This window comes from Alistipes communis (assembly GCF_006542665.1).
GTDB lineage: Bacteria > Bacteroidota > Bacteroidia > Bacteroidales > Rikenellaceae > Alistipes > Alistipes communis.
Map to the genome: position 1 here is coordinate 558,024 of NZ_AP019735.1, position 21,683 is coordinate 579,706.

The window sequence follows — 21,683 nt, forward strand, 5'->3', positions numbered from 1 at the left end:
AGATTCCCCGTTCATGCTAAAAGGGAGAGGCTTCGGCCTCTCCCTTTCCCGTTGTACCCCGCACCCCGCGGCATTCGCGGTATTCCGGCCGACGCGGTGCGTTCCGCCCCTCCCGAACGGACATCGCCGCCGATCCGCGAAAAGCATAGCGTCCGTAATGGTCAAAACGAGCCGTTTTGAAAAAGGATATTGTTTATTCTGAAAAAGGCACTACCTTTGCAGCAGTTATCCAAAACATTATCAACCATGACAAAAGCAGAACTGGTAAAAGCAATCGCCGCACAGACCGGCGTCGAAGCCGTGACGGTCGCCACCGTAGTAGAACAGATGATGGAGGAGATCCGCCAGTCGATGATCGGCGGGGAGAACGTCTACCTGCGCGGTTTCGGAAGTTTCATCCTCAAACACCGTGCGCAGAAGGTGGCGCGGAACATCGCCAAGAACACGTCGATCACGATCCCCGCACACAACATTCCGGCTTTCAAGCCGTCGAAGGAGTTCATGGACAAAGTGAAGTAGGCGGATGTCACGAATCCTGCGGTTCCTCTTCCCGACGACGCGCTATACCGCACGGGCTTCGCTCTTCCTGCTGGCCCTGCGGGTGCTCTTCGGCGTGCTGCTGCTGTCGCACGGCATCGCGAAAGTCGACGATTTCGCCGCGCTGTCCGAAGTCTTCCCCGACCCGTTGGGGCTGGGCAGCCGAATTTCGCTGACGCTGGCCATTTTCGGGGAGTTGTTTTGTTCGGTCGGGTTCATCGTCGGCGCCTTCTACCGGCTGGCGCTCATCCCGATGATCTTCACCATGTGCGTCGCGCTGTTCGTCGTCCACGGCGACGATCCCTTCGCCGTGAAGGAACTCGCCGCGATCTACCTCTCGGTCTTCGTCCTGATGTATATTTCGGGACCCGGCAACTATGCGCTTGACCGCCTGATCGCCGAGCGGCTTCGCAATTAGCGAATGCTACGCAAGTAAACGCCGACCGGCCCGTCGTTCGACGGGCCGGTCGCGTATCTCCGAGGCCGGCGGACCCTACGCCCGAAACGGCTTCCCGTCGTTGCGGAGTTTGATTTCGAGCGACGCGCCCGACCACTGGTTGATTCTGTAATGCATGTCGCCGAACGGAACGCCCCCGTAACCGACGCGCAAACGCACGTCGAAAGGCGCGACATTGCCGATCTCGCGGGTTTCGGGCAGCGTGTGCGGCACGATGTAGACATACATGACGATGTGGTCGCACGCGACGCTGCGAATTCCGATCCTGCGCTCCGCAGCCGCTCCCTCCGGCGGAGCCGAAAGATCGCTTCCCACAGGCGCCACGACGCTCTCGGCCGAGGCGAACCCGATCCGGTCGCCGTCCGCGTCGAAACAACCGCACAGAATCGTTACATTATAACGCCACCACCCCTCGTAACGGCTCTCCACTTCCACCGAGAATCCTTCGTCCTTTTTCATACCCGTGCCTTTCACTTTCGGACAAAGATAGTACAAGCCGAGGGCAGAACCAAATTTATTCGGGTTTTGCCGAGGCGCAGCCTATCTGAGCGGAGGCTCGTCCTCCGCAAAGTGTGCAAGCCGAGCGAGAACCTAATTTATTCGGGGTTTGCTGGGGCGCAGCCTGCCGGAGCGGGACTTGCCTCCCGCAACGCCTGCCGGACGCACCGCAAGGCGGGCCTCCGCTCACGGCGGTTTGCGCCCGCGCGGTTCCTTCAATCCGTTCACGATGAGACACAGCGCCCCTGAATACAAAAAGACGAAAATCTTTGTGATTTACTGGAAATATTGTAACTTTGCACGATAAATCTGCACACCGATGGATGTGACGAAACAATACGCAATCGCCTGGAAAGGGCTGAAAAACGGCACCTACCGCTTTGATTTCAAGGTGGATAATGCGCTGTTCGAGGCCTATGGGTCGACCGACATCAAGGACGGCGACCTCTCGGTCGGGGTCACGCTCGAACGGGGCGAGTCGATGCTCTCGTTGCAAACCGTCATCCGCGGTACGGTGACCGTCGCCTGCGACCGCTGCCTGGAAGATTGCCGCCTGCCCGTCGCTTTCGACGGAACGCTGCTCGTCCGCTTTTCGGACGAAGTCGCCGACTACGACGGCGAGGTGATGTGGATTTCGCCGGCCGAGGGGGAAGTGTCGCTCGCACAATATATTTATGAGAGCATCGTACTCTCGCTGCCCTACCAGCGGGTGCATCCCGAAGGCGAATGCGACGCCGACATGCTGCACCGTTTCCGGATCGTCTCGCAGGAGGAGTTTTCGCAGATCGAACACGACGCCGAAACCCGCGCCGAAGCCTCGCAACCGCTCGACGGCGACGCGCTGGCACAGCTCTCTTCGCTCAAAGAGAAGTTGGAAGGCGAAAAGAAGTAGAAATTAAGATGTTGAACTTAAATAACTTATAACAATGGCACATCCTAAACACAAAATCTCGTCTACCCGACGCGATAAGAGAAGAACCCACTACAAGGCTGTCGTTCCGACCGTCGTAACCTGCTCGAACTGCGGCGCAGCGGTGCTCTACCACCGTGTCTGCCCGGAGTGCGGTTTCTACCGCGGCAAGCTGGCGATCGAGAAGAAGGCCGCCGAATAATTCGGCCCCCGAGCGGGCGCGCTGCTGGATCGCGGCGCGCTCTTTTGTACCGCAGACCATTACAAACCAAAGACTGAAGCTATGTTGAAGATTGGTTTAGACGCTATGGGCGGCGACTTCGCACCGGAAGCCGCCGTAAAGGGAGCCGTCATGGCATCCGCAGAGATCGGCGCCGACAGCAAAATCGTACTCTTCGGCGACAAGGAGCGCATCGAGGCGATCCTCGCCGGAGAGAGTTGCCCGGCCGACCGTTTCGAGATCGTTCCCACGACCGAAGTCATCGAGATGGGCGACCACCCCGCCAAGGCATTCCAGCAAAAGGCGGATTCGAGCATCACGGTCGGATTCGCACACTTGGCCAAGGATGCCATCCAGGGCTTCGCATCGGCCGGCAGCACGGGTGCGATGATGGTCGGTTCGATGCAGGTCATCAAACCGATCGACGGAATCATCCGCCCCACCATTTCGTCGCTCGTACCGACGGTAGCGGGGCGCCCCGCCCTGTTGCTGGACGTGGGTCTGAACGTCGACTGCAAGCCCGAAGTGCTGAACCAGTACGGCCTGATCGGCTCGATCTACGCCGAGAGCGTGCTGGGGATCCCCAATCCCCGCGTGGCGATTCTCAACATCGGGGAGGAGGAGACCAAAGGCAACGCCCAATCCAAGGCGGCCCACGAAATGATGAAGGCTTCGGGCCGTTTCAATTTCGTCGGCAACGTCGAAAGTTCGCATATCTTCTCCGGCAAGGTCGCCGACGTGATCGTCTGCGACGGTTTCACGGGCAACGTCATCCTGAAAATGGCCGAAGGGCTCTACCGCATCAACAACGCGCTGGGCGGCAACAACAACAAATTCTGGGAAGCGATGAACTACGAACACGTCGGCGGTACGCCGGTGCTGGGCGTCGGTGCTCCGGTCATCATCGGGCACGGCTGTTCCTCGCCCCTTGCGATCCGGAGCATGATTCTCTCCACGGAACATACCGCGAAGGCCGGTCTGACCGAGAAACTCCGGCTTGCATTCACCGATTAAACTTACAACAAACTTACTTCATAGATGGGAAAAATCAGAGCTGCAATCACAGGCGTCGGCGCTTACCTCCCGGATTATCTCCTTACCAACGACGAACTGAGCCGTATGGTGGATACCTCCGACGAGTGGATCATGACACGCATCGGCATCAAGACCCGCCATATCCTCAAAGGCGAAGCGCTCGGCACCTCGTACATGGGCGTCAAAGCGGTACGGAATCTGCTCGAAAAGAAAAACATGAACCCCGAAGAGATCGATCTCGTCATCTGCGCGACGGTCACGCCCGACATGTTCTTCCCTTCGACGGGAAACCTCATCGCAGGCGAAGCAGGCTGTAAAAAGGCATTCGCCTACGACGTATCCGCCGCTTGCAGCGGATTTCTCTTCGCACTGACCACCGCTTCGAAATTCGTCGAAACGGGAACCTGCAAGAAGGTGATCGTCGTGGGTGCGGACAAGATGTCGTCGATCGTCGACTACACCGACCGCAAAACCTGCCCCATTTTCGGCGACGGCGCTGCGGCCGTACTGCTCGAACCCGACGAAGAAGGTTACGGCGTCATCGATCATATTCTCCATTCGGACGGTACGGGAGCACCCCACCTCTATATGAAAGCCGGCGGTTCGCGCTATCCCGCCTCCGAAGAGACCATCCGCAACAACTGGCACACCATCACGCAGGACGGGCAGGCCGTCTTCAAGGCCGCCGTCTCGAACATGGCCGACGTTTCGGTCGAGATGATGGAGCGCTACAACCTCACTTCGGACGACATCCGCTACCTCGTACCCCACCAGGCCAACCTGCGCATCATCGACGCTACGGCCAACCGCATGGGGCTGACCCGCAACAAATGTATGATCAACATCGACCGCTACGGCAACACCACCGCAGCGACGATTCCGCTGTGTCTCTACGACTACGAAAAGGAATTGAAGCGGGGCGACAAACTCATCCTCGCTTCGTTCGGCGGCGGCTACACCTGGGGATCGGTCTATGTGAAATGGGCCTACGACGGCGAATCCGCGAAATAGGTTTCAATTCCAAGCCGAAAAAAGAAATGGACATCTTTTTTATAAAAGACGTCCATTTCTTTTTTTTCGGAATCACCGTATCTCCGATCAGAAAGCGAGAATGGGACGAGCGGCGCAATCGGCATCATACCAATTGATATACAACTCGATCATACCCTTCGTACCGATCTCGACGATACAGACCGCTTCGGAATCGAACGGTGTCGAAGCCCAGATCGAGCAGAAGGGATGTCCCGCATCGTCGACGACCAACTCCTCTTTCGCATCGGCCGGAATCTTCTCCATCGTGGAATTGAAACGTGCCAGCACATCGTAACCGACCGTTGCACTGCAATATCCATAATCCACGCGATAGGTCGACGTCTGCCACTCTTTCATGGTCGAAGCCACACCGCCTCCGCAGAGATTGGCGATCATATCCCACAACTGGCCGGTACTGGGCAGGAACCAACCGCTGGTCGTCGCAGGTGCAGTCAAGCCGAAACCGTTGATCGTCCAATCGAAAGCCGGCATCATCGTAATATTGGAACCGTAGGTATCTCGAACCGTCATCGTTTCGACATATCCGTTGACATTTTCATACCACGTCGACGGCAGCTTCGCACCTTTCAGACAATCGAAATTCACATCCGACGACCACCATGTCGTCACCTTGTCCGTCCCATGGGCACTGCGCACGGCTACGGCATATCCGTGCGTGTAACCTGCATCTTTCTCACTCTGCGCAATACGATCCGACGCTGTCTGGCAGACGATCGCTACGACGCTTTTCCCTTCGACGGGAGCCGGTTTCTCCTCCGCCCACACGGGATTGAGTCCATCGGATCCGATACTGATCAGACCGCCGTCGCTCCATGTCCCATCGGAGTAGAGATAATCGCCGATCTTCGGAGCCTCCAATACGGCTACGCGCAACGTCGTGATCGAACCGGCATTATCGGGACCGAAATAGACGATAGACACCTCGCCCTCCGAATCGGCGCAAGAAGCGTGCTCGGCAGTCGGAGCGGTCACCGTCAGTTTGCCGTCGGCATAGGCGACCTTCCACTCGTCGGGTTTGGTGATCGTATACTTGATCACGCCCTTCGACTCGACCTCGAAACTCTTGGTCTGGCCGTAGGAGAAATCGGCCAGTGCCGCAGCGCCTTTGATGCTCAGATAGAAATCCGCACCCTTAGCCAGCTTGATCACCGTCCCGGCTTCGTCGTTGAGCGTGATGTAGACATAGGAGTCGTCATACGTGACGCTTTCGAAAAAAGAGGTATCCTGCAATGCCGCCACCGGATTCCCTTCGCTGTCCACCACACGCGAAGAGGTCGTCCCGCCGTCATAGCTAATCGTCCAATAACCCTCGGCATCCACGCCCATCACCGGCGTAACTCCCGATACCGGCATTTTTTCATTCTCCTCGTTCAGCAACCATTCGGTCTTTCCATCGATCGTGCGCGTCCAGTAATAGAGACCGTCGGTATCTTTGTCGATTCCGATCACCGGAGCTGCAGCTCCGGCGGCTCCGTTCTTGATTTCGGCAGTCGTTCCGTCCGAGAAGGTGATCCGGTAACCGTCGGCGATGGGATCGACCTTCGAAACGTAAACTTTGCCCTCCAACGCATCGACGATTCCAGACAATGCGGTATAATCGCCGTTGAGCTTCGCCACCGATTGTTCCAATTTCTCGACACGACCAGACAGTTCGCTCAAATCGCCGCGCAATTGCGAATCGTCATAATCATCGCTGCATCCCGCAACGGTCGAAAGCGACACGATCACCGCACAGCAGATCGCAGATTTAGCGAGCGAGCGGAGAAATCCCCCCCCCTCCGAATCTCTGTAAAACTTCTCATAGCTTAACTAATTTAATTATAAGGAACTAATGTCTTACAAAGATAAGCATGTTCCGAACAAATTGTACTCTCCCTGCCAAAAATCGATTCGAACGAAAAAGCCGGAGGCTTCACAGCGTCCGGCTTCCCATCAATTAATCCAAACAAAACTATTAAAGAAAACTCATAAGTGATTATGAATTTTATCGTCTCCTCCGGCTCCTTTCGAAGCCGTATTCCGGCCGTCGATCCGTCGCAGCCGGAGAGGAGGCAGCGTGCTACTCTACTTCCCAGATACCGCCCTTGCCGAACAGCCGTTCGAGCCACTCGTCCATGAACCCGCAGCGATAGGCGATGTCGATATTCGAGAAACGGCTGCGCATGTAGGGAATCTTGGCGAACGTGTCGCGGAAGCGGGCGCGCGAAACACCCAGCTGCTCCGGCTCGTAGGGAGCGCCGACCAGTTTCAGGCGACGGCGAACCTCTTCGAAGGGAATGATCTGCTTGCGGATGCGCTCTTTCAGCTCGGGCCATGCGGCCTTGAAGGCCGTAAGTTCCCGACGCAGCCCCTCCTTGTCGACATATTTGTTCTTGGTCTCGGTCAGGGCGCGGTCGATGAAGCCGGGTTTCCCGTCGAAGATACGCAGTATCTCCTTCTCGGTCTCCTCCCACGACTTCCACTTGGCCACGCAGGCATCGATGTCGAGCGACTCGATCGGTGCGGCGAGCAGCAGTTCGAGCGAAGCGGTCGAAGCCAGCGTACCGATGCCGACCTTGAAGCCGTGCGACACGTGCTTACCTTCGAACTCCAAATCCTCCATATCCCAGAAGTGGCTGAACTGGTGCTCCATGCCCGACGCCGGACGGCTCGATTTGGCGGCCTGCATGGCAAAACCGCTCAGCAGCAGTCCTTCGGCCAGCTGTTCCACCTTCTTCACGTCGCCGTTGTAGACCCCTTCGGGATCGCTCAACGCCTCCTGCAAACCGTCCTGCACCAGATCGAACGCAAAGCGGTCGATCGCCTCCGATCCCACGACATCGGCGATCATCCAGTCGGCGCCGGCAGGAATCTTGGCGATCAGATCGGCATACCCCGACGCCGACATCGCCTTGGGGGCCTTAGCCGCGATCCGCGGATCGAGGGCCATGCCGTAGGGCGCCGGACAGTCGAACGTCTGCTTGTTACCCTGATAAGTGATCGAAGCGCCGTAGGCCGTATAACCGTCCATCGAGGCGGCCGTGCCAACGCACATGTAACGACGGCCGCAACGGTGCGCCGTCAGCTTCGTCAGGTCGTTGATGACGCCCGAGCCCACGGCCACGGGAATAGCGTCGGTCTTTTTCAGCACGTTCTCCAACTCCTCGACATACGTCCACTCGGCGAACGAATCGTCGTAACCGTATACGTGCGGTTCGTCCTGCGCGATACCGGCCGCGGCGAAATAGTTCTTCACGGCTTCACCGGCCAGCGGATAAGTGATCTTGTCGGCCACGATAATGGCCCGTTTCCCGGGAAACAACTCCTTAAACATCTCGGCCGAACGGGGCAGGGCGTCGCTGCCGATAACCAGCGCTTTGGTGTCCGTCGTCCGTTGCAAGGCACTTTCAACTTTGTTCATTTCTTATGATGTATTATATTAACGATCGTATCGGATTGTGTTCACAAAGTTAGAAAATTAATTTCATATCCGCAACGGCCTTCTTTATTTTTCATCCCCATATTCAGGTATTTTGTTTTCTTTCACCTCTCAATCCGTTGCTTTTGTCACCGAACAGTATAGAAAAGGAAAAACAATCGGTCGGAATACCCGTGCCGCACGAAGCATCGCAGGGAAGGCGCACCTTAAATTATATATATGACAGGCAACGTCCCGACCCGACGGCCCTCGTCTCGCCGACCGGCTCGAAATCGTCCCGCCGGCAATCGTACAAGGCGGTTTTCGAGGGAATCACCGACTTCACCGACACCGAAGCGGCGGCACTGCGGCTGTCGGCCGGAATCGACAGGACGGTATGGACGCCGGAAAGCGGCCCCGATCAGGACGAGGCACCCACATGGGAGGAGATCGCAGCCGAAATGCGCAGCAACTACCTGAGCCGGCTGCAATGGCCGGACGGCGAAATCGCCAGGTGGCAGGGATACGGAGGACAACAAAAAAGTACGGCAGGGAATCTCACGATTGCCTGCCGCCTTCGAGAAGAATTGCTCTTCTCCAAAACTACTAACCCAAACTTAAATAAATGAAGAAACCTCACTACATCAGGTAGTTATTCCGATGCAGTTGTCTATTATGATCGCAACTCCCGTGCCAAAGCGGAGTCCGCTCGGGAAATCGGACGGTTCCGCGGAGAGAGGGAGCCGGACGGAACATTTCGCGCTCCGTCCCCGATCCACCTCCCCGCGGCAGCCGTACACGGGCGCCGCCGGTCTCGAAACCGGTTCCGGAAACCGCTCTCCGAAAACAGACGCTCGCGCCGCCCCGAAAGGAGCGGCGCGAGCGTCTGGCAAAAAATATCCCGGATTACATCTCGCGCAGCGTATCGTAAAAACTCTGCTGCGCACCGACCAGCATGTCGAGCATACGGGGAACCATCACGGAAGGTTCGGGCGTCTCGTCCAGCAGCACCTCGGTCATCAGAAAAACGCCTTCGCCCATCACGACGGCCTTGACGATCTTCTTCGACAGGTTGATCTTGTTGCAGGCTTCGAGCGCCGCGACACGATTCTCGGCCGTCACGTCGAAGATGAACGGCATCATGATTTGCAGGAACTGCCTGTCATCTGGATAGTTGGAGACAACGAAATTACGCATCTGGTATTTGAATCGGATGTCCTTGTCCTCATCGTATTCGGGCACGAGTCCCTGCACTTTGAGGTAGTCGAAAATCATCTCTTGTGTGGTCATGAGCAATAGGTTTAATGGGTTTGTCGTTTAAATCCGATCGGAGTACGTGCGGCCCGCCGCTCCATGCCGGTCATCTTGTCGCGCAGCTTGTCGTACTCGGCCAGCATCTCCTCCGTGACCGACGGCCGCATACAGTCGAGCGTTTCGCAGAGAATCTTCTGAGAAATGGGCACATTGGCGAATGCCGCCGTGATGGCCGCGTCGTTGACGGCATAGGCGATGTCGCTCGCCACGAAATTGACCGTCCGCTCCGCCAGCGCGGCACAATCGACATCTTCCGTGGGACGATCTTTGAGGTTGATCTCGAAGAGCAGCCGACGGGCGTCCTTGTCGGGAACCGGCACATAGATCATCCGGTCGATACGCCCCGTGCGCAAGACGGCAGGGTCGATCATGTCGGGACGGTTCGAGGTGGCGATCACGAAGACCCCCTTCTTGCCGCAGTTGTTGAGCTGCGACAGGAACTCGTTGACTTCGCCCGCCATACTCGCATGCGTCGACTCCTTGCGGCTGGGTACCAGCGCGTCGAACTCATCGAAACAGAGCACGGTCGGCGCCTTGGCACGCGCCTCGTCGAAAAGTTTCCCGATCATCTGCTGCGAACCGTGGATGTAGATGCTCGCCAGGTCCGACGACTTGACCACCGTATAGTTGAATCCCGTCTCCTCGGCGAACTTCTCGGCGATGAAGGTCTTGCCGCATCCCGGAGGGCCGTAGAGCAGCATACCGTTGGGAATCGCCAGACGATATTTGAGCGCCCGCTCCCGATCCTGCAACACATTGATCACTTTCGCCCGCAGCAGCTGCTTCAACTCCTCCATTCCCGCCACGTCGGCAAAACCGTTGCCCTCGCCCTTGGCGAAGGTCGCACGCGGGGCTTCGCCTTCGGCCTCTCCGCCGCGCTGTTCCCCATCGGTCGTAACATCGCCGTTCGCCGAAGGCGGCGCAGCGGATTCGCGCTTGGTAGGCGGCATCTTCACCTCCTCGCCGCGCAGCGCCCCGATAAACTCGTCGGCACTGCCGAAACGGTCGCGGTCGATCAGCGCCAGGGCGCGTTGCAGCACCTTGTGCAACTGTTCGGTCATCCCCTCCGGCTCTTTCTCCGGAAAGCGAAGCCCCGCCTTGCGCGCCTCACGCAGCTCTTCGCGCGCCTCCGAGGGCGATTTCGACGCATCGCAGCTCCACGGCAGACACCCGTAGATCATCTCGTAAAGCAGCACGCCGACCGAAAAGAGGTCGGACAGTTTGGAGTAGATTCCGATGAAGGTTTCGGGCGCACGATAGCACAGTTCCAGATCGGAGGTCTGGAAATCGGGACGCCCCATCACCGGATGCGAGAGATGCCCCATATCGATGATCCGGGGCCGGAGCAGGGCATCGCCCACGCAGTCGTACATGATGTTGCGTGCCGTTATATCGTTATGAATCAACGTTTCCGCCTGACCGTGCAGGTAGCTCAACCCTTCCAGCACACGGATCGTCAGCTCGACGGCCTGCGCTACTGGCAGCCGGTGTTCGCGGCTCAGCAGCTCGGCCAGCAGACCGCCCTGAATGTAATCGGTAATCAGGTAGGCGTACCGTTTGTCGCCGATCGACTCGATCCCCGTGCGCCGGCAGGCCACCAGCGACGGGTGCTCCAACCGTGCGCACATCTCCACCTCGAAAGGCATTCCTCCTTTCGTGAGCCTCGCGGCGGGAATCCGTTCCAGATCGAAGATTTTCAGGAAGAACGGCTGTTCCCGAATATCGCAGACGCGGTAGGTCTCGGCACAACTTCCCTCCTTGATAAAAAAACGCACGACATAGCTGCCGGCGAACGTATCGTTATTCTTTAAAATACTCATGCGTAATTCTTCGGATTAGGCCGATAACAAATATAGGCATCTTTTTTCAATTTCCCAACTCCCCGCCCGGCGCCGGAGAAACGACGCTCCGCATACGGAAAGGACGGGCCGATCCCCGTCTCCGGGTCGGCCCGTCCTTCGTGTCATGCAGCATTACTCGCCCCTGGTGTATACGACACCCGATCCCTCGATCGTCAGGGTCGGCACGCCTCCGTTCTCGCCCAGCACGGCCGTATCGGTCACGTCGATCGTCTGGCCGTTGCCGATGCTCTGCCCGTGGAGGATCAGCTTGCCGGGCTCGCCCTGCAACTCCCACGAGGCATACGGCAGCGTCGCCATGTTGATCGACTGCGCCTTGCCGCCGACTCGCAGTTCGACCCCCATCACCTCGCCCTCCTTGACCGGATCGGGCATCACCCAACGGCCGATGGCATCGGCGTAATCCTTGCTGCACGCCACTTTCGTGGCAACAGGCATCTCGCCCTCGCCGGCAGCCTTGTAATCCACCATCACCACGTTGCCTTCCAGCAGGCCGTAAGCCTCTTTAAGATCAGTCGCATCGTCCAGCGCGAAACTCTGCCGGGCGGCATCGCCGCCGATCGGATCGACCACCAGCACGTGCATCGACGTTCCGCCGTCGACAAAGCCCGACATCTGCTTGATTTCGGCCTTCTTATCACCTCCGCACGACACGGCCAGCAAAGCCGCGCATGCCATCATCACTACTTTTTTCATCTCTTTTATCGTTTAATTAGGTGTATCCTTAACTTACGCCCTATCGCGTCCGGATGTATTCGTCGATGGCGCGTGCCGCACGGCGGCCTGCCCCCATGGCCAGAATGACCGTCGCGGCACCCGTCACGGCGTCGCCGCCGGCGAAAACGCCCGCCCGTGTCGTGCGCCCCTCCGCATCGGCCGTGAGGCATCCCCGCCGATCCGTCTCCAATCCCGAGGTCGTCGCCGCCAACAGCGGATTGGGCGACGTCCCGAGCGCCATGATGACCACGTCGCACGGCACGTCGAACTCCGACCCCTCCTTCTCGACCGGTCTGCGGCGGCCGCTCTCGTCGGGTTCGCCGAGCGTCATTTCGACGCACCGCAGTCCGCGTACCCAACCCTGCTCGTCGCCGAGCACTTCGACCGGATTGGCGAGCATCCGGAAGACGATCCCCTCCTCCTTGGCGTGGTGCACCTCCTCGGCGCGCGCCGGAAGCTCCGCCTCCGAACGGCGGTAGACGATCGTCGCCTCCGCACCGAGCCGCTTGGCCGTGCGCACGGCGTCCATGGCCACGTTGCCGCCGCCGACTACCACGACGCGCTGCCCGACGTAGATCGGCGTATCGTAACGTGCGTCGTAGGCGTGCATCAGATTGGCGCGCGTAAGGAATTCGTTGGCCGAGACCACCCCGTTCAGGTTCTCGCCCCCGATCCCCATGAAACGCGGCAGACCGGCACCCGAACCGATGAACACGGCGTCGAATCCCTCCTCACCGAGCAGCGAATCGACCGTCACCGTGCGCCCGACGATCACGTCGGTCTCGATCTCGACGCCCAGCCGCCTCACGGCCTCGACCTCGCGCTCGACGATCTTCTGCTTGGGCAGTCGGAACTCCGGAATGCCGTAGACCAGCACCCCGCCCACCTTGTGCAGTGCCTCGAAAATCTTCACTTCGTAACCCATCTTGGCCAAGTCGCTCGCACAGGCCAGACCCGCAGGCCCGCTCCCCACGACAGCCACCCGACGGCCGTTGCGCGCCGGCAACGCCGCGGCGCACTGCGCCGCATGGCCGATGTTCCAGTCGCCCACGAACCGTTCGAGCTTGCCCACGGCCACCGGCTCGCCCTTGATGCCGAGCACGCAGGCCCCTTCGCACTGCGTCTCCTGCGGGCAGACGCGGCCGCAGATCGACGGCAGCGAACTGTCGCGGGCGATCACGTCGGCAGCCCCCGCCACATCGCCTTCGCACAAGCGGGAGATGAAATCGGGAATCTGCACCCCGACCGGACAGGCCGCCACGCAGCGGGGATTGCGGCAATGCAGGCAACGCGACGCTTCGGTCCGTGCCTCTTCGAGATTATACCCGTAGCAGACCTCTTCGAAATTGGTCGCACGGAGCGCCGGATCCTGTTCGCGCACCGGCACGCGCGGTATTTTGTTCGCCATGATCTCCTTCGTTGAGCGTTCGTTTATTTGTCGAGTCCTATGCGGCACCGGTGTCCCGCCTCGCGTTCGGCGGCGATCGCCCGTGCGCGCTCCTCCTGCGTGCGGTACATCCCCTGACGGCGCATCGCCTCGTCGAAATCGACGGCATGACCGTCGAATTCCGGCCCGTCGACGCAGGTGAAGAAGGTCTTGCCGCCCACCGTCACCCGGCAGGCGCCGCACATCCCCGTACCATCGACCATCAGCGCGTTGAGCGACACGGTGGTTTTCAGCCCGTATTCGCGCGTGGCGAGCGCCACGAACTTCATCATCACCATCGGGCCGATGGCCACGCACTCGTCATAGCGCTTGCCCCGCGTGTCGATCAACTCGCGGATCAGTCCCGTCACCATCCCCTTATATCCTTCCGAACCGTCGTCCGTGGCGATGTAGAGGTTGCCCGCCACGGCACGCATCTCGTCGGTGTAGATCAGCATGTCGCGCGTCTTGGCGCCCACGATGACATCGGCCCCGACGCCGTGTTCGTGCAACCACTTGACCTGCGGATAGACCGGCGCCGTGCCTACGCCGCCGGCGACGAAAAGATAACGCCGACCGCGCAGCGCCTCGGGCGACAAGGTTACGAACTCCGAAGGGTGCCCCAGCGGACCGGCGAAATCGGCCAGCGCGTCGCCGGCTTCCAACGCGCAGATCTTGCGCGTCGAGACGCCGATCGTCTGCGTCACGATCGTGACCGTACCGGCCGTGCGGTCGTAATCGGCCACCGTCAGCGGCACCCGCTCGCCCTGCTCGTCGGCACGGACGATGACGAACTGTCCGGGCAGCGCCGAAGCCGCCACACGCGGCGCTTCGACCCGCATCCGGAAAATCCCCGCCGCGAGTTCCGTCTTTTCTACGATTCTAAACATATCCTATTTCTTGATAAATGCTCACTGTTCGATCACCGCCGTCGCACGCACCGTCAGCATCGGGCGTTCGGGATCGTCGGTGACGATGCGGATCCGCTCCACCGCGACGCCGTATTCACAGTCGGAAGGCGTAAGGCGGATCCCCACCTGCGCCTCCCCGCCTGCAGCGATCCGCACACCCGGTCGCAGCGTACAGCCGAATACGCGGCTCTCCACGGCCCGTACCGTCAGCGGGCATTCGCCCGTATTGCGCAACGAAATCCACTTCGTCGACGGCCCGGAAGAACGCTTGACCGGGCCAAATTTAACAATATTTTCGCTTATTTCCGCCTTCGGAGCCGAATTATCGCTGTACAAGAGCGGATTATCCACCGCAATGCCGCTCACGACGATCCAGTCGGCCACAGGAGCCCCGTCGACCGACAGCCCGATCTCGTCTTCCAACGTCCCGTAAACCCCGCATCCGGCAGGCAGGTCGTATCCGAAATCGAACGACGCCCGCTCCCCCGCAGCGAGCCGCGCCGGCACGCTCGCCGTCAGGCGGCCACTCTGCCGGCCATAACGCAACGTCAGTTCGATCGGTTCCGACGACACGTTGACCAAGCCGATCGCGCTGCGCTGCGGCTGCGCGTGCCGGACGTATCCGAAGGCATGGCTCGTCGCCGCAGCCCGCAGCCCTCCGCCCAGATCGCAGGGATAGAGCTCCTCGACGCTGCGTTCGCGCGGCGTCACCCGCCCCGTAATGCGCAACCGGATCGGGTCGCCGCTCTCCGACGTGAAGACCGAAACAGCCTTGTCGAACCGTCCGGGCCGGTTCATCGGATCGAACGTCACGGCGATCTCGGAGCGCTCGCCCGGCAGCACGGGACGCTTCGAATAGACCGGAACCGTACAGCCGCAGGTCGCCACCACGTCGGTCACCACCACCGGACGGCCGCTCCGGTTCGCAAACCCGAAACGGTGAGTCACCCTGCCGCCCGCCTCCGCGACCGTTCCGAAATCCCAGGTCAGCGTGTCGAAGCACAATGCAGGAGTCTGCGCCAGAGAAGGCAACAAGCTAATTATAAATAAAATGGAAAGTATACAAACCGGTAATCGTCTCATCATCGAAGATTCAATGCGCAGGACAAAGATACATTTTTTCTATTTTTTTGCGGGAAATATTTGGCGGGAAATATATTTTGCTCTATATTTGCACCACCAAACGAGGAAAATCCGATCTCGGCTGCGACGAATCGTCCCCGAACGGAAATCGCTCCGGCGGTCGGAAACGTTCTTCGAAATGCCTGAATAGCTCAGTTGGTTAGAGCACATGACTGTTAATCATGGGGTCCTAGGTTCAAGTCCTTGTTCAGGCGCACTACTCGCAAGAGTCGGAAGCTTAGCTCAGCTGGTTCAGAGCGTCTGCCTTACAAGCAGAGGGTCGGGGGTTCGAATCCCTCAGCTTCCACCAAACGAAAGCAGCCGCTTACAGCAATGCAAGCGGCTTTTTCATGAAAGGGAGCATAGCTCAGTTGGTTTAGAGCGCCTGCTCGACAAGCAGGAGGTCAGCGGTTCAAATCCGCTTGTTCCCACGATCCCGAAAACACCGCTTACATTGCTGTAAGCGGTGTTTTCGGTTCGGATCACAACGTTTTCCACCGCTCCCAACCGAAGCGCCAACCGAACCGACCGGCAAAAAGTCGGACATCCTCCGCACATCATGACGCCGGCGGCATCCTCTCTTCGCCGACACGGCCCCGCAACAACCGACGAAGTTTTTCGAAAAACCGTGGCACGGAACGGGAAGAAGCGTAAAAGGCTTTCCAAAATGAAGCGGAGACTTGCAGGAGAAATAAATTTATCCTATCTTTGCACCCGCAATCGGGGAGCTTAGCTCAGCTGGTTCAGAGCGTCTGCCTTACAAGCAGAGGGTCGGGGGTTCGAATCCCTCAGCTCCCACAGATCCGAAACGAAGACCACTCCCAAAGGGGTGGTCTTCGTTTTCCGAATACCCTGCGAACCCTGTGTTGCTCCGGAACTCCGGAAAACCGCGACTTCTACACCGGACATTCATGCTTACCCGCAATTTTGCTCCGGAACCGATCTCCGACAGATCGGGCGGCATCGTCGGGTAATGCCGGCAGAAAAGCCACCCTAAGGCAAAACCGCAACTCGCCGAAACGCCGGCCTCGGCGAAATACAGGTACGTCGAAAGCGGAAGCCCCTCTGCGGACGGACACAGGCATTTTGCATCCGCACCGTCCGCAAACCCCGTATCCGCATCGTTACGCCCCGAACAAGGAGTCTTCGCCTCCGGTCAAAACGATTAATCGATACCTCCGTCCGCAATCGTTCCGACCGCTTCCGGACCGACCTTTCCCCGCAAAAAAATACATACCGCCGATCCCCACGCACCGCATGGACACCCGACCGGTCGACCGGCCGCCTCCGACCCTCCGGATCAAAATCTATAACAGAAATACCAAAACGAATAATCTTTTCCATATCCGGCACCCTGCTGCCGGAATAATTTATTCCTATCTTTACCCTGTAAATTATACCCAAACAAAAAAAAACGATGATCGAAAAACTACTTCTCACCTTCGGTATCGCTACCGCACTGTCCCTCTCCGCACCCGACGCCGCAGCCGCCCCGAAAGGGGGCGACCTGACGGGCGACGCCTTCCTGAAAGAGGTTCCCGCAAGCAAACTCTACGAGAAATTCCGCACGCCCGACAGCTCGTCGAAGCTCTTCGCCCGCTGGTGGTGGAACGGTACGCGCGTCTGCGAAAAGGAGATCGTGCGCGAGCTCGACTCGATGCAGCGCGCCGGCTTCGGCGGCGTGGAGATCAACTCCATCGCCTTCCCCGACCGCTACAAGGACACGCTGGGCTTCGCACAGGTGCCCTGGCTATCGGACCGCTGGCTGGAACTGGTCGACTTCACCATGCGCGAAGCCGCCGCGCGCGGCATGTACAGTGACCTGATCGTCGGCTCGGGCTGGCCGTTCGGCGCCGAGTTCCTCTCGCGCGACGAGCAGATCAAGATGATGGCCCTCGGCACGATGGAGTTCGAAGGCCCCTGCAAAGTGACCGTCCGTACCGACGACCTCATCCGAAGCGCCACGCCCAAACTGCTCTCGGCCAATCGCGACAAACTCTCCGAACTGATCGAGGTGCGGCTCTTCCCCGCCCACATCACCGAACTCATCCCCGGCACGCCCGTGACCTTCGCGCCGGGAGCGCAGGAGGTGACGATCGACGTTCCGGCCGGCCGCCACATCGCCTACGTCGTGGTCAAGCACACCGGCTACATGGGCGTGATCCACGGTGCGCTGGGTGCCCGCGGGCCGGTGCTCGACCACTTCAACGCCGAGGCCGTGCGCCGTTACCTCAACCGGATGTCCGATGCCATGCGCCCCGTCGTCGGCAACCTCCACGACCGCATCCGCTCGTTCTTCACCGACAGCTTCGAGCTGGAAGGCTCCAACTGGTGCAAGGACATCCGCGAAGAGTTCCAGAAACGGCGCGGATACGACCTCTACACCTACTACCCGCTGATCCTGAAAAAGGTAGGCCCCTACGGCAACGAGATCAAAACGCCCTACGGCGCCCGGATCGAACCCGACGTGATGGAGCGCATCTACCGCATGCGCTACGACTACGAACTGACGCTGGCCGAGCTCTTCAAGGAGCGTTTCCTCGACGAACTGAACGCATGGTGCCGCGCCTGCGGCGTCAAGTCGCGCATCCAGGCCTACGGCAAGGGCTGTATGCCCGTCGAGTCGCTCATGGACGTCGACATTCCCGAATGCGAGACGTGGTACCACAAGGAGAACGGCGAGATCTTCCCCGACGACAAGATGTCGGGACACGGCTACAAGATGGTCAACAAGTTCGTCGCTTCGGGCGCGCATCTCTCGGGCAAGAACGTCGTCAGCTGCGAGGAGATCACCAACACGCGCTTCGTCTTCAACGAGACGCTCGAACGCATCAAGATCACGGGTGACCTGAGCAACCTGTCGGGCGTGACGCACTCCGTGCTCCACGGCTACAACTACTCTCCCGCCGAGGCGCCGTTCCCGGGCTGGGTGCGTTACGGTACGTTCTACAACGAACGCAACCCGCTGTGGCGCTTCTTCCCCGAATGGATCTCCTACAAGGCCCGCCTGTCGACCGTCCTGCGCAACTCCGAGATGCAGACCGACATCGCGCTCATGCAGCCGCTCGTCGACATGTGGACCTACCTGGCGCCGCAGTTCGAACCTTCGCCCGGCAAGTGGCGCCCCTTCTACGTCAACACGCTTTGGGAGGCCGTTCACCAGAACGGCGGCGGCTGCGACTACCTCACCGAATCGATCCTGCAACGCAGCACGTTCGCCGACGGACGGATCGAGTACGGCGACCGCAGCTACAAGGCGCTGCTGCTGCTCGAAGTCGAGACGATCTCGCCCGAGACGCTCGCCGCGATCGGCCGCTACGCCGCTGCCGGCGGCAAGGTCTTCTTCGTCGGCTCGACCCCCTCGAAAGCCCCCGGTCTGGCGGGTCTCGAAGGCGGCGACAAGGAGGTGCAACGCCTGACGGCCGACCTGATGAAGCAGTACCCCGACCGGATCCTCCACGTCGAGGCGCCGCGCAAGGGGCACCTCATCGCCTGGTACAAGGAGTTGCAGCAGAAATACGGACTGACACCCGCCGTCCGCATCGACAATCCGCAGGCATTCGTCAACCAGAACCACTACAAGGCGGGCAATCTCGACATCTTCTTCTTCGCCAATTACAGCCTTACGGAAGCTTATACGCTCGACACCGAGTTCAACATCGACCTGCGCGGACGGCGCATGTGGCTGTGGGATCCGATGACGGGCGAGCGCGCACTGCTGCCCGACACGGGGACGCGGCTCAAACTGCACCTCGAACCCACCGAATCGCGGCTGCTGGTCTTCGACAAACCGGTCAGGGGCGCTGCGACCGCCACGGCCGACGCACGGCTCGAAGGTCCCGCCGAACGTCGGGCCCTGCATTGGAACGTCACGCTCAACCACTACGACGGCACCGTCGCCGAACTCGAAACCGACCGTCTGTTCGACCTGGGCAAGGAGAAGCGTTTCGAATCCTTCTCCGGCCAGATCGTCTACCGCACGACGCTCGACGTCCGTCCCGGCGAATGCGCGCACATGGAATTCGGCGTGGAAAACTGCGTTTCGGAACTCTACGTCAACGGCGTAAAGGCCGGTACGGTATGGCACGGCCGCCACGTCTACGATGTCGCGAAGCTGCTCCGTCCGGGCAAAAACGAGTTGAAACTCGTCCTCACGACCACACTGGGCAACTACATGCTCTCGCTCAAAGAGAATCCCACGATGGTCAAGTGGAGCAACTTCAAATACAAGCAGGTAGTCAATCCCTGCGGTCTGACGTGGGGGCCCGACCTCTACCGCGACTGACACTCCCCTCCCGCTCTTCCGGACGAGGCCGTTCCCGCACAGGAACGGCCTCGTTCCTTGCGGGCAGGAGGCCCCGACGGCGGCGTTCCCGACCGACCTGCCTCTGCGATCCGCCGACATCCAACAGCCGAATGCAGAGCGAACCGCCCCGCAGCGGGTCTGCCGGTCGGTTCGGCATTTTATGGAACGGTGTTTGGGCGAATTTCCAAATTAATGATTATATTTGCCCCTACGATAATGCCACACATGCCGAAACTCTACATCATAGCGGGATGCAACGGCGCCGGTAAGACAACGGCTTCCTATACGGTGTTGCCGGAGATGCTCGACTGCCGCGAATTCGTCAATGCCGACGAAATCGCCAAGGGCCTCTCGCCGTTCAACCCCGAAAGCGTCGCCATCGACGCGGGGAGGCTGATGCTGCAACGCATGGACGACCTGCTGATCGCCGGCGAGGACTTCGCCTTCGAGACGACGCTCGCCACACGCTCCTATGTGAAGTTCATCGATCAGGCTCACGCGATGGGGTACTTCGTTTCGCTGCTTTTCTTCTGGCTTCCCACGCCGGAACTGGCTATCGTGCGCGTCGCAACGCGGGTGAGCAAGGGCGGTCACGATATTCCCGAGGAGGTGATCCGCCGCCGCTATGCCACCGGCATGCGCAACATGGTCGCACTCTACGCTCCGCTGTGCGACTACTGGGTCATCTACGACAACAGCTCCGCCGATGCCGAAATCCGGATCATCGCGACGGGAGAGAACGATACAACAAAGCACATCGAAAATCCGTTAGCCTACCAACAATTCATGAGCTATGAGCGAAATTGAAATAAAACAACTTCAAGAAAAGATCAACGCAGGCATTCTCCTGGCACGTAAACGCCTGATCGAGAAGACGAAGAAGGAGAACGGCGAACTGGTCGTCGTCCGTGACGGCAAGGTCGTCTGCATCAAGGCTCAGGAGCTGGAATAGCTCTCCCGTCCGCAGGAATTTCGTCCTCGGCTCCCGCAGAGTCGGGGCTTTTTCATAGACGGAAGTTCGTCGCAGGAGATCGCCGGACGAACAGATTTCCAACCGGAAACCGTCCCCCCGTTCAGCGGCCCCATGAACCGCGCGAACTGCAACCTGCAACGGCGGTTCGCCATGGCTCCCCTCCGCAGGCTGCGACACGCCGATCGAATCGCCCGAAACCACCCCTCACCCCGCTAAAAGAGCGAAGAGCCGTTGCAATTCCGGACGAAAAACCGTAACTTTCGCATAAAATACAACCGCCCCATGCAAGTCAAAATCGAAGAGAGCTGGCGTTCGCAGTTGCAGGAAGAGTTCGACAAACCCTATTTCGCGCGGCTGGCGGCGTTCGTGCGCGAGGAGTACCGCACGCAGCGCGTCTGTCCCGTCAACGGCGATCTCTTCCGCGTCTTCAACCTCTGCCCGTTCGACCGCGTGCGGGTCGTCATTCTGGGACAGGATCCCTACCCCGACCCGCGGTTTCTACTACGGAATCTGTTTCTCGGTGCCCGACGGCGTGCCGATTCCCGGCTCGCTGCAAAACATCTTCCGCGAAGTACACGACGACACAGGGCACCCCGTCCCCGCATCGGGACGGCTGGAACGTTGGGTCGCACAAGGCGTCCTGTCGATGAACACGATCTTCACCACACGCGCTTTCCGGAGCGGATCGCATCGCGGCCGCGGATGGGAGGAGTTCTCCGACGCCGTGATCCGCCGCCTCAACGAGCGGCGCGACCACCTGGTTTTCCTGCTTTGGGGCGCAGCCGCGCAGCAGAAGGCGGCGCTGATCGATCCCGAACGCCATCTCGTGCTCACGGCGGCGCACCCCTCGCCCCGGTCGGCCGACCGGGGGTTCTTCGGTTGCCGCCATTTCAGCCGCGCCAACGCCTACCTGCGCGCGCACGGCATCCCCGAAATCGAATGGTGATA

19 protein-coding genes, 4 tRNA genes and 1 pseudogene are annotated in these 21,683 nt (G+C 59.6%); 15 read left to right on the plus strand and 9 right to left on the minus strand.

Annotated features, from left to right (window positions below):
- Nucleotides 1-246: 246 nt before the first annotated feature.
- Complete coding sequence (locus tag FMF02_RS02385; protein WP_019131257.1) at nucleotides 247-519, plus strand: HU family DNA-binding protein; 273 nt, start codon at nucleotides 247-249, stop codon at nucleotides 517-519.
- Nucleotides 520-523: 4 nt separating this feature from the next.
- The gene (locus FMF02_RS02390; protein WP_019131258.1) at nucleotides 524-955 is read left to right on the plus strand and encodes a DoxX family protein; all 432 of its coding nucleotides are present in this window, start codon (nucleotides 524-526) and stop codon (nucleotides 953-955) included.
- Nucleotides 956-1,030: 75 nt separating this feature from the next.
- On the opposite strand, the gene FMF02_RS02395 is transcribed toward FMF02_RS02390, so the two are convergent.
- Nucleotides 1,031-1,453 (minus strand): hypothetical protein, encoded by a 423-nt coding sequence (locus FMF02_RS02395; protein ID WP_162852308.1) that lies wholly within the window; start codon nucleotides 1,451-1,453, stop codon nucleotides 1,031-1,033.
- Between the two features lie 358 nt (nucleotides 1,454-1,811).
- Between FMF02_RS02395 and FMF02_RS02400 the strand changes: the two genes are divergently transcribed.
- The 4 genes from FMF02_RS02400 (at nucleotide 1,812) to FMF02_RS02415 (ending at nucleotide 4,668) form a co-directional block, all read left to right on the plus strand.
- Nucleotides 1,812-2,384, plus strand: coding sequence for a YceD family protein (locus tag FMF02_RS02400; RefSeq protein ID WP_141412084.1), 573 nt, complete (start codon nucleotides 1,812-1,814; stop codon nucleotides 2,382-2,384).
- Nucleotides 2,385-2,418: 34 nt separating this feature from the next.
- Nucleotides 2,419-2,604, plus strand: a complete 186-nt coding sequence (gene rpmF / locus FMF02_RS02405; protein WP_019131261.1) for a 50S ribosomal protein L32 — start codon at nucleotides 2,419-2,421, stop codon at nucleotides 2,602-2,604.
- A gap of 105 nt (nucleotides 2,605-2,709) precedes the next feature.
- Entirely contained in the window at nucleotides 2,710-3,636 is a 927-nt protein-coding gene (gene plsX, locus FMF02_RS02410) for a phosphate acyltransferase PlsX (RefSeq protein ID WP_244611644.1), read from the plus strand.
- Between the two features lie 24 nt (nucleotides 3,637-3,660).
- A complete protein-coding gene (locus tag FMF02_RS02415) occupies nucleotides 3,661-4,668 on the plus strand; it encodes a beta-ketoacyl-ACP synthase III (RefSeq protein ID WP_141412086.1) in 1,008 nt (335 codons plus the stop codon).
- An 87-nt stretch (nucleotides 4,669-4,755) separates the two neighbouring features.
- On the opposite strand, the gene FMF02_RS02420 is transcribed toward FMF02_RS02415, so the two are convergent.
- Both FMF02_RS02420 and FMF02_RS02425 read right to left on the minus strand, forming a co-directional pair.
- Nucleotides 4,756-6,369: a PL29 family lyase N-terminal domain-containing protein gene (locus FMF02_RS02420; RefSeq protein WP_162502259.1), complete on the minus strand. Its 1,614-nt coding sequence runs from the start codon at nucleotides 6,367-6,369 to the stop codon at nucleotides 4,756-4,758.
- Nucleotides 6,370-6,769: 400 nt separating this feature from the next.
- Complete coding sequence (locus FMF02_RS02425) at nucleotides 6,770-8,110, minus strand: sn-glycerol-1-phosphate dehydrogenase (RefSeq protein WP_141412088.1); 1,341 nt, start codon at nucleotides 8,108-8,110, stop codon at nucleotides 6,770-6,772.
- Between the two features lie 191 nt (nucleotides 8,111-8,301).
- Here FMF02_RS02425 and FMF02_RS02430 point away from each other — a divergent pair, with 191 nt between their 5' ends.
- The gene (locus tag FMF02_RS02430) at nucleotides 8,302-8,736 is read left to right on the plus strand and encodes a hypothetical protein (RefSeq protein ID WP_141412089.1); all 435 of its coding nucleotides are present in this window, start codon (nucleotides 8,302-8,304) and stop codon (nucleotides 8,734-8,736) included.
- Between the two features lie 277 nt (nucleotides 8,737-9,013).
- Here the strand turns inward: FMF02_RS02430 and FMF02_RS02435 are convergent, their stop codons facing one another.
- The 6 genes from FMF02_RS02435 to FMF02_RS02460 form a co-directional block, all read right to left on the minus strand.
- Entirely contained in the window at nucleotides 9,014-9,397 is a 384-nt protein-coding gene (locus FMF02_RS02435) for a YbjN domain-containing protein (protein ID WP_141412090.1), read from the minus strand.
- Nucleotides 9,398-9,408: 11 nt separating this feature from the next.
- Nucleotides 9,409-11,241, minus strand: coding sequence for an AAA family ATPase (locus tag FMF02_RS02440; protein ID WP_141412091.1), 1,833 nt, complete (start codon nucleotides 11,239-11,241; stop codon nucleotides 9,409-9,411).
- Nucleotides 11,242-11,394: 153 nt separating this feature from the next.
- A complete protein-coding gene (locus FMF02_RS13850; RefSeq protein WP_244611608.1) occupies nucleotides 11,395-11,976 on the minus strand; it encodes a lipocalin-like domain-containing protein in 582 nt (193 codons plus the stop codon).
- Between the two features lie 40 nt (nucleotides 11,977-12,016).
- A complete protein-coding gene (gene gltA / locus FMF02_RS02450) occupies nucleotides 12,017-13,405 on the minus strand; it encodes an NADPH-dependent glutamate synthase (RefSeq protein ID WP_141412092.1) in 1,389 nt (462 codons plus the stop codon).
- A 23-nt stretch (nucleotides 13,406-13,428) separates the two neighbouring features.
- Nucleotides 13,429-14,313 (minus strand): sulfide/dihydroorotate dehydrogenase-like FAD/NAD-binding protein, encoded by an 885-nt coding sequence (locus tag FMF02_RS02455; RefSeq protein WP_026075067.1) that lies wholly within the window; start codon nucleotides 14,311-14,313, stop codon nucleotides 13,429-13,431.
- Nucleotides 14,314-14,334: 21 nt separating this feature from the next.
- Nucleotides 14,335-15,369 carry a DUF1573 domain-containing protein gene (locus FMF02_RS02460; protein WP_162502260.1) on the minus strand — a complete coding sequence of 345 codons (1,035 nt, stop codon included), beginning with the start codon at nucleotides 15,367-15,369 and terminating at the stop codon, nucleotides 14,335-14,337.
- A gap of 228 nt (nucleotides 15,370-15,597) precedes the next feature.
- Here FMF02_RS02460 and FMF02_RS02465 point away from each other — a divergent pair.
- The 8 genes and pseudogenes from FMF02_RS02465 to ung all read left to right on the plus strand — a co-directional run bounded on the left by FMF02_RS02465 (nucleotide 15,598) and on the right by ung (nucleotide 21,681).
- Nucleotides 15,598-15,671: transfer RNA gene (locus tag FMF02_RS02465), tRNA-Asn, on the plus strand.
- A 17-nt stretch (nucleotides 15,672-15,688) separates the two neighbouring features.
- Nucleotides 15,689-15,766: transfer RNA gene (locus FMF02_RS02470), tRNA-Val, on the plus strand.
- A gap of 46 nt (nucleotides 15,767-15,812) precedes the next feature.
- Nucleotides 15,813-15,887 (plus strand) — tRNA-Val (locus FMF02_RS02475).
- A 292-nt stretch (nucleotides 15,888-16,179) separates the two neighbouring features.
- Nucleotides 16,180-16,254 (plus strand) — tRNA-Val (locus tag FMF02_RS02480).
- A gap of 619 nt (nucleotides 16,255-16,873) precedes the next feature.
- A complete protein-coding gene (locus tag FMF02_RS02485; RefSeq protein WP_141412094.1) occupies nucleotides 16,874-19,741 on the plus strand; it encodes a glycosyl hydrolase in 2,868 nt (955 codons plus the stop codon).
- 246 nt (nucleotides 19,742-19,987) lie between these two features.
- Complete coding sequence (locus tag FMF02_RS02490; protein ID WP_019131274.1) at nucleotides 19,988-20,569, plus strand: ATPase; 582 nt, start codon at nucleotides 19,988-19,990, stop codon at nucleotides 20,567-20,569.
- Nucleotides 20,556-20,714 carry a DUF8506 family protein gene (locus tag FMF02_RS13730; protein ID WP_019131275.1) on the plus strand — a complete coding sequence of 53 codons (159 nt, stop codon included), beginning with the start codon at nucleotides 20,556-20,558 and terminating at the stop codon, nucleotides 20,712-20,714. Before FMF02_RS02490 ends, FMF02_RS13730 begins: the two co-directional genes overlap by 14 nt.
- Nucleotides 20,715-21,017: 303 nt before the next feature.
- Nucleotides 21,018-21,681 (plus strand): annotated as a pseudogene (gene ung / locus FMF02_RS02495) (uracil-DNA glycosylase).
- Nucleotides 21,682-21,683: the final 2 nt, after the last annotated feature.